The organism is Christiangramia qingdaonensis (assembly GCF_048381525.1).
Taxonomy (GTDB): Bacteria; Bacteroidota; Bacteroidia; order Flavobacteriales; family Flavobacteriaceae; genus Christiangramia.
The window spans coordinates 118,688-125,778 of record NZ_JBLWIM010000012.1 but is presented as its reverse complement, the minus strand read 5'-3'; the positions used below and the strand labels follow the sequence as shown (position 1 = coordinate 125,778).

Annotated in this window: 5 protein-coding genes; 3 read left to right on the top strand and 2 right to left on the bottom strand. The window is 32.8% G+C overall.

Annotation, left to right across the window (positions count from 1 at the left end; genetic code table 11):
• Window positions 1-125: 125 nt before the first annotated feature.
• Complete coding sequence (locus ACNI3T_RS05420) at window positions 126-638, bottom strand: hypothetical protein (RefSeq protein WP_418226959.1); 513 nt, start codon at window positions 636-638, stop codon at window positions 126-128.
• A 257-nt stretch (window positions 639-895) separates the two neighbouring features.
• Here ACNI3T_RS05420 and ACNI3T_RS05415 point away from each other — a divergent pair, with 257 nt between their 5' ends.
• Genes ACNI3T_RS05415 through ACNI3T_RS05405 form a run of 3 tightly spaced genes read left to right on the top strand, consistent with a single transcriptional unit; the run spans window position 896 to window position 5,584 of the window.
• Window positions 896-3,613: a DEAD/DEAH box helicase family protein gene (locus ACNI3T_RS05415; protein ID WP_418226958.1), complete on the top strand. Its 2,718-nt coding sequence runs from the start codon at window positions 896-898 to the stop codon at window positions 3,611-3,613.
• 1 nt (window position 3,614) lies between these two features.
• Window positions 3,615-4,577, top strand: a complete 963-nt coding sequence (locus tag ACNI3T_RS05410; RefSeq protein ID WP_418226957.1) for a DNA-methyltransferase — start codon at window positions 3,615-3,617, stop codon at window positions 4,575-4,577.
• A gap of 29 nt (window positions 4,578-4,606) precedes the next feature.
• Complete coding sequence (locus tag ACNI3T_RS05405) at window positions 4,607-5,584, top strand: adenine-specific methyltransferase EcoRI family protein (RefSeq protein WP_418226956.1); 978 nt, start codon at window positions 4,607-4,609, stop codon at window positions 5,582-5,584.
• Window positions 5,585-5,968: 384 nt separating this feature from the next.
• On the opposite strand, the gene ACNI3T_RS05400 is transcribed toward ACNI3T_RS05405, so the two are convergent.
• A complete protein-coding gene (locus ACNI3T_RS05400) occupies window positions 5,969-7,090 on the bottom strand; it encodes a hypothetical protein (protein ID WP_418226955.1) in 1,122 nt (373 codons plus the stop codon).
• Window position 7,091: the final 1 nt, after the last annotated feature.

The window sequence follows — 7,091 nt, the reverse complement described above, 5'->3', positions numbered from 1 at the left end:
TTAAAAAAAATGTTATTTGGACCCCCTCCCCTTCAAATAGGATTGGTTTTCCTTTTGCAACAGGGGGGGGAGTCTTTTAGCATTGACCCTGAAGCAAGGAAAAGAGAATGGATTAACTTATTACATCAAATAGCATAGTTTAATCGTTTTTTTTCTTCTTTATTGAGATGTTCACTTAAGAAAATTTCAACTGTTTGCTTGTCATCCATAAGTTTATGTGATATTTTCCGAACAGTGAAAACCCCAATACCAATTATTCCTTCGAGGAAAAAAGCTTCAAAAGTATCCCCTACTTTAGGAATTTCAGCTAAGTGATCTAACTTAAGATTATAATAGATTTTATCAAATTTGAAATGAAGGCTGTACTCTACTTTACTGAAATTTAGAATGTATTCTTTTTCCAATACTAGATAATAAAGTCTTTTTACTTGATTAATTAGATCGTGATTTGATAATCCTAGGTCTGTGCTAACAGTTTTAAGGGAAGGTGGTGGTTTAGGTATCTGACATATGTAATCGATGAGTAAAGAATAATTTGGATATTCTCTTTCTAAGGACTTCAGTTGAAACGATAAACGTGATAAATTAATCAAAGCCTCTTTAGCTGTGAACTTTTTAGTGCGATTTGGATCGAGCATCTTAACTATATTATATTAAGTTTGGATTAGGTTTAAGAGTTTGACGACAATAAGTTGACAGTCAATTTCAAAACTTAAATACTTTTCTTGAATATTATCAATAGGTTGTGATTAGTTTACTAAAACCCTTGTGAAGATTTTTAAAATGTTTCATTTTTATAGTTGATAAAAGCGATGTCTTAATAAAAAGGTTGTTAATTTAAAGAAATGATCTGAACATCAACGGTATAAACTAACCAAATGTCCTAAAATCCAGAATGACCGAAACCTTAAATGATAAACCAGACTGGGGAAATCCATTAGAAGATAGAGAGAAAATTACTTTAAGTGAATATTTAGAATTTTACTCAAATAGAATAACTCAAGAAAGTGAGAAACTTTTTGTTCGCGATTTTCTATTTCCAATTCTTGGAGAAACCAAAATTAAATATGCGGTACCACAATATCCGTTTATAGATACCGAAGGAAAAAATAGAAGAATTGATTTTGGGTTAGTTTACGACGATAAAAAAGTTGCACTGGAAGTCAATGGTGAAACCTATCACGCTGAAGGTATTATTCCGAATGAAATGTTCGATGATAATCTCAATAGGCAGAATGAAATCTTAAACGCTGGTTGGTTTTTATTGCGTTATTCTTATACCCAACTACAGGAGCCCACGTGGAGAAAGAGAGTTTACGATTCATTGTTTTATTTGTTAAAGAACAAAGTTCCAACCTTACTATCAGAAGCAGTTGTTACACCAAATTATCTGCAAGAACAGGTTTTGGATTCTCTAAACTATTATCGAAGTAAAGGTTGGAAGAAGGGAATTGTAATTTTACCAACAGGAACAGGTAAAACTTATCTGTCGGCGTTCGATTCTCAAAATGCAGAAGGACGAATCTTATTTGTTGTACATAGACTTGATATTTTAGCTCAATCCAAGGCAGCGTTTGAGAAAGTTTATCCTAACGCCAAAATTGGTTTGCTAACAGGAGAACACAGAGAGAACGTCTATGATTCTAAGATTTTATTTGCATCCAAAGATTCGCTTAGAAACCCAGAAACACTAAAAAGCTTTACACAGAATGAATTTGATTATATCATAGTTGATGAAGTTCATCATGGCCAAGCTCCAACGTATAGAATTATATTAGACTATTTCATTCCGAATGTTTTTATGCTTGGGCTTACTGCAACCCCGGACAGGATGGATAGAAAGGATATATTTGAACTTTTTGATTATCAGAAAGTATATGAATACACCTTAAACGATGCAATTGAAAATGGTTTCTTGGTACCGTATACCTATTATGGTTTGAGAGATAATATTGATTATAATAATATTAGACACAATGGTAATAAATATAACGTTGCTGATTTAGATAGACATCTTATTATTAAAGAGCGTAATGTTAAGATTTATGATGAATATCTTACGAAAGGAAAAGGTAATAAAGCGTTAGGATTTTGCTGTTCTATTGAACACGCGGATGCAATGGCTAAATTTTTCAATGAAAAAGGAATACCATCAGTTTCAATAACTTCCAAAACTGCTAATAGAGATAATGAAGTTGAGAAGTTTAGAAATAGTGAGTATACGGTTGCATTTACAGTAGATTTATTCAATGAAGGTGTCGATTTCCCCGATTTACGTGTTTTAATGTTCTTAAGACCAACCGAATCAAAAACAATTTTTTTTCAACAACTTGGTAGAGGCTTACGACTTTGTGGTGGTAAAGATAATGTAGTTGTTATAGATTTTATTGGCAATTACAAGAAAGCAAACAATATTAGAAAATATCTATCAAAAGGAAGTAAGCCAAATATAAATTCAGGAAATGGGAGGGTTGAAAAAATTCTTTATGAGTATGCTCCAAAATGTGAAGTTATTTTCGAATCAGAGGTAGAAGAAATTTTAGATAACCAAGATACAGCAGAAAGAGAAATTACTAAAGAAGATTTAATCGGTGCTTATTATGACTTAATGGAGGTTTTGAAAAGAAAGCCCTCGCAAGAAGATATTAATGCTCACGGGGAGTTTAAGATGAGTAAGTATTTATCTTTATTTGGTTCTTGGTCTAAATTTTTAAAGGAAATTGGAGAGCATACAGAGGCGAGTTATCATTTCCCCCAAGGAACTCATTTAGGCCATATTCTTTATATTTTATATAGTGTTGGTAATGGTGATTTAGAAAACAGCTACTTGAAAAGTGAGTACGTTAAATTCTCGGGTGGTTATAGTGATGATATTGGTACTTTTCAGAGGCAGACTAAATATAAGTTGCAGGCACTAATGGAAATTGGGCTATTATTAGATTTTAGAAGTTCCTCTGGCTCAGAATCATTTGACTTAATATTATCAGACAACGGTATGGAGCTTTACCAGCTTTTAACCCCGTTATTAAAGAGCCTTGATTTTTCTTTCAGTTCATCGGGAAAGACTGGCGATTTGTCTTGGAAAATGAACTCAGAAGGTGTGATCAATCAAAGAACTCATACTTTTTTGAATAAACATCCTGAACTACTAGATAAGGTTAGAAGATATTTTTTTGAAATGGATGCTTTAGCGCTCTTTCTTAAATATCTCTATAAAAATCATGACCAAACTAGATTCACTAAGAACGAACTTTATAATGATTTCTTTGAAGCACCTTTTGTGAAAAATTATCTGGACAGAAATGGTATAGATAAACCAACCGGGGAGGGAGCAAAGAGACGTGTGCCACTATTAATTAACTTACTTGAAGCCTTAGGTGTCATTCAACAAGGCAGAAGTGAGATTAAAGTGCTTGGCTTCGTTTCTGATCCGAGACTTTTTGAATCTATAGTTGATGAAAACAGGAATCCGATTTCTAACGAAATTTCAGATGAAATTGGTAAGTGGTTAGAGGGGGAAAATTTTGAGATTTCTGAAGATAGAAAATCATTATTGAGAGAAGAATACGGAAAAGATTTCCTAACCGATAATTATTACTTGAGTAAAATATAAGATGTCCAATAAATCACATTTTAATAGCGGTTTGAGAGCTTTGAATAAGCAGAAGCGAGATGGTGAAAAACATAGTAGCGAAATTGATGATGTCCTAGCATCGAAAACCATTCAAGCTTTCTTCATAGATGATGCGATAGAATTTTTACAAAAGGTACCTAGCAATTCTATTCAACTAATTCTAGTTGATCCTCCATATAATCTTGATTTGGAAAGTTGGGATACATTTGATAATTATTTGCAGTGGGCAAAACAGTGGCTTGATGAAATATACAGAATACTGTCACCCAGTGGTAATTGTGTGATTTTTGGAGGGTTTCAGTATCAAGATTTGAAGAAAGGAGATCTCCTAGAAATATTGCACTATACGAGACATAATACGGATCTGAGATTTACGAATCTTGTTATATGGTATTATAAAAATGGGATGAGTGCATACAGGTATTTCGCAAACAGGCATGAGGAAGCGGTCTGGTTAACCAAATCTAAAAAATATTATTTTGACTTGGATTCAGTTCGAGTTAAGTATTCACCAGAAAAAAAGAAAGCTGCGTTAAGAGATAAGCGGTTAAATCCAGATAATATCGAGAAAGGTAAAAATCCCACAAATGTTTGGGAGATAGGAAGGTTAAATGGCAATTCCAAAGAAAGGGTAGGTCATCCTACGCAAAAGCCTTTAGCAATCATTAGAAGATTTGTCAAAAGTTTATCATATGAAGGTTCTACAGTTTTAGACTTTTTTGCAGGGTCGGGAACCACAGCAAGAGTTTGTGTGGAAGAGAATCGTCATTCTATAATGGTTGATTCCGATGAAAAAACATTAGAATATTTTGAGAAGCACATAAAGAATAAAGGGGCGCACATAAAGCATAAACCCTTTGAACAACACATCAATAAAAAGTTAGATGATATCTTTGAACTGATTGGCCAATGCAATAATTATAAATCTGAAGAAAAACTTTAGGTTTGCAATTTGAAAAAAATTGATTTTTGATGGAAAGGAAAGTAAATCATTCACTATTAACAAAGGCAAAAACTAACAAGAAGGATGAGTTTTATACTCAGCTTAAAGATATAGAAAGTGAATTAAAACACTATAAAGAGCACTTCAAAGGCAAGGTGGTTTATTGTAATTGTGATGATGCCAGAGTCAGTAATTTTTTCAAATATTTCTTTGATAATTTTGAAGAACTAGGTCTAAAAAAATTAATCTCAGCCTGTTACAAAAATCAACCACATGATCTTTTCAATAATATCCAAACTGAAAATGGATTTTACGCAGAATATACAGGAAAAGAAGAAGGTTTGAATGATGTGAGTGACATTCAATTATCTTATTTCGAAGGTGACGGAGATTTTCGAGGCATGGAAAGTATGGAGTTAATGAAGCAATCCGATATTATAGTCACAAATCCACCATTTTCATTATTTCGGGAGTTCATTGCTCAATTGGTTGAATATGATAAAAAATTCCTTGTAATCGGTAATATTAACGCAATCACGTATAAGGAAATCTTCAAACTGATTCAAGAAAATAAAGCATGGTTAGGCATAAATTTAGGTAGAGGGATTTCAGGTTTTATCGTTCCTGAATATTATGAATTATATGGAACTGAAGCTCGTATTGATACCTCAGGGAATAGAATAGTTTCACCAAATAATTGTCTATGGTTAACAAATTTGGATATTTCTAAAAGGCATGAGGATATACCTTTAATAAAAACATACGGGGGTAATGAAGATGATTATCCTAAGTACGATAACTACGACGGTATTAATGTGAATAGAACCAACAACATACCAATGGACTATGACGGTTTTATGGGTGTGCCAATAACATTTTTACATAAATTTAATCCTGATCAATTTGAAATAATCAAATTTAGAAAGGGTGATAATGAGAAAGATCTAGCTGTAAACGGGAAGTGTCCTTACTTCAGAATTTTAATAAGGAATAAACGACTACAATAGTAAATCCGTTTCTGCCAAATTACTAGATGTTCTAGTTCCATAGGTTTGCCGAACAACCATATTGAGGGGATCTAAGCTCTATATAATAATCAACTCTTGTCATGAACAACCTTCATTTGATCATTCGAAGGCATTAGAAGACATGGACTGTACACCGCTTCTATAAACTTCTTTCTGAACTTCGACACTCTTAGATCGCGCCTGAAAACTTCCGACCTTTTCACAACTTAGGATTGACAGCGAGCAACCTATCCAATAGAACTATATAGAAGCGGGTATGACAGAAGATTACCAGCTTAAAATTAAAGGATAATAAAGGGGTTCCGTATACTTCTTATAGTAATATGCCGTACTATATCTATTCGCTCTTCAAAACCGATTAAATTACCACGGTTCTCTCTGAAGTTTGACATCAAATCCTAAATATTTACTAAACATTTCCTGTACTTTTCTGTAAAGAACTTCTGCATAGTCTTCAGTCGTTGATAGACTATCGTGACGTGAAACAAGTAGCATTTCAGGGTTTTCCATACTAATTCTTTTCGAACAATTGTCTAAGATGAACTTAGCCTCCATTCGTTGTAAGTAAATAGGGAAATCCTCACTCCGATCTGCTTTGATAGCATCTAATACCATAAATAGATTAGGGAACTCTTTTCTCAAGTCATTTATCGCTTTGAGACCTTTAGTATTGGCAGGACTGTATAGAGCGTTCAACATTACAATTTTAGCACATTTCCGAAGACTTGAAAACTTTTCAATTTCCTGAGCATTTTTATTTCTTTTAAATAGTTTTACACAGTATTCATTACCAGTTTCCCATATACTTTTTCGTTCCAGTAACACTGTACCAATATATTCATAAATAGTGCCCTCTTTAACAAGCTTTTCAAACTGTAAAACGTCAGTAAAATCAATAGGTTCGGAGCTTCTTGACAAGATAGTAGATATATTATTAGATAATTTATTAGTATCTATTCTATACTTATCAATATTCGTATAATACTCACATCTATATCTATTGTTTATATATCCATTTATAATCTTTCTAACCTTCTTCTTTACATCTTCTATTGTTAAGTTATTCTTCTCATAATTATCAAAACTTAATCTTATTTCTTTAAGTAGTAAGACTAGAAATAATGGCTGGGAGTTAGTGATATCTACTTCAATAAGCTTTCGGCCTTCGAATTGCACAAATTGTTTCAAATCTGAAGGCATGCGTGTAAATATGGAATGTAGTCTATCATCTTTTCCATTTCTCGAGTATTTCAGCACATAAAATTCAAAGTTCATTATAAAACTAGATCGTTTATGATAAGCTTTAGTGCCTTCTTTAAAATTGTTCTCGAGGTATGCTTGAGCTGCTTCTTTATCAAGAAAAAAACCATCTTGATTCAACCATCTTGTCAGATGTTGAGTGCTTTGGTCAGCTATAAGCCTCTTTTCTTGATCTATTTTTATAATTTTTTTTAATATGCTTGGTTCTGAAATCTGATAATTCATA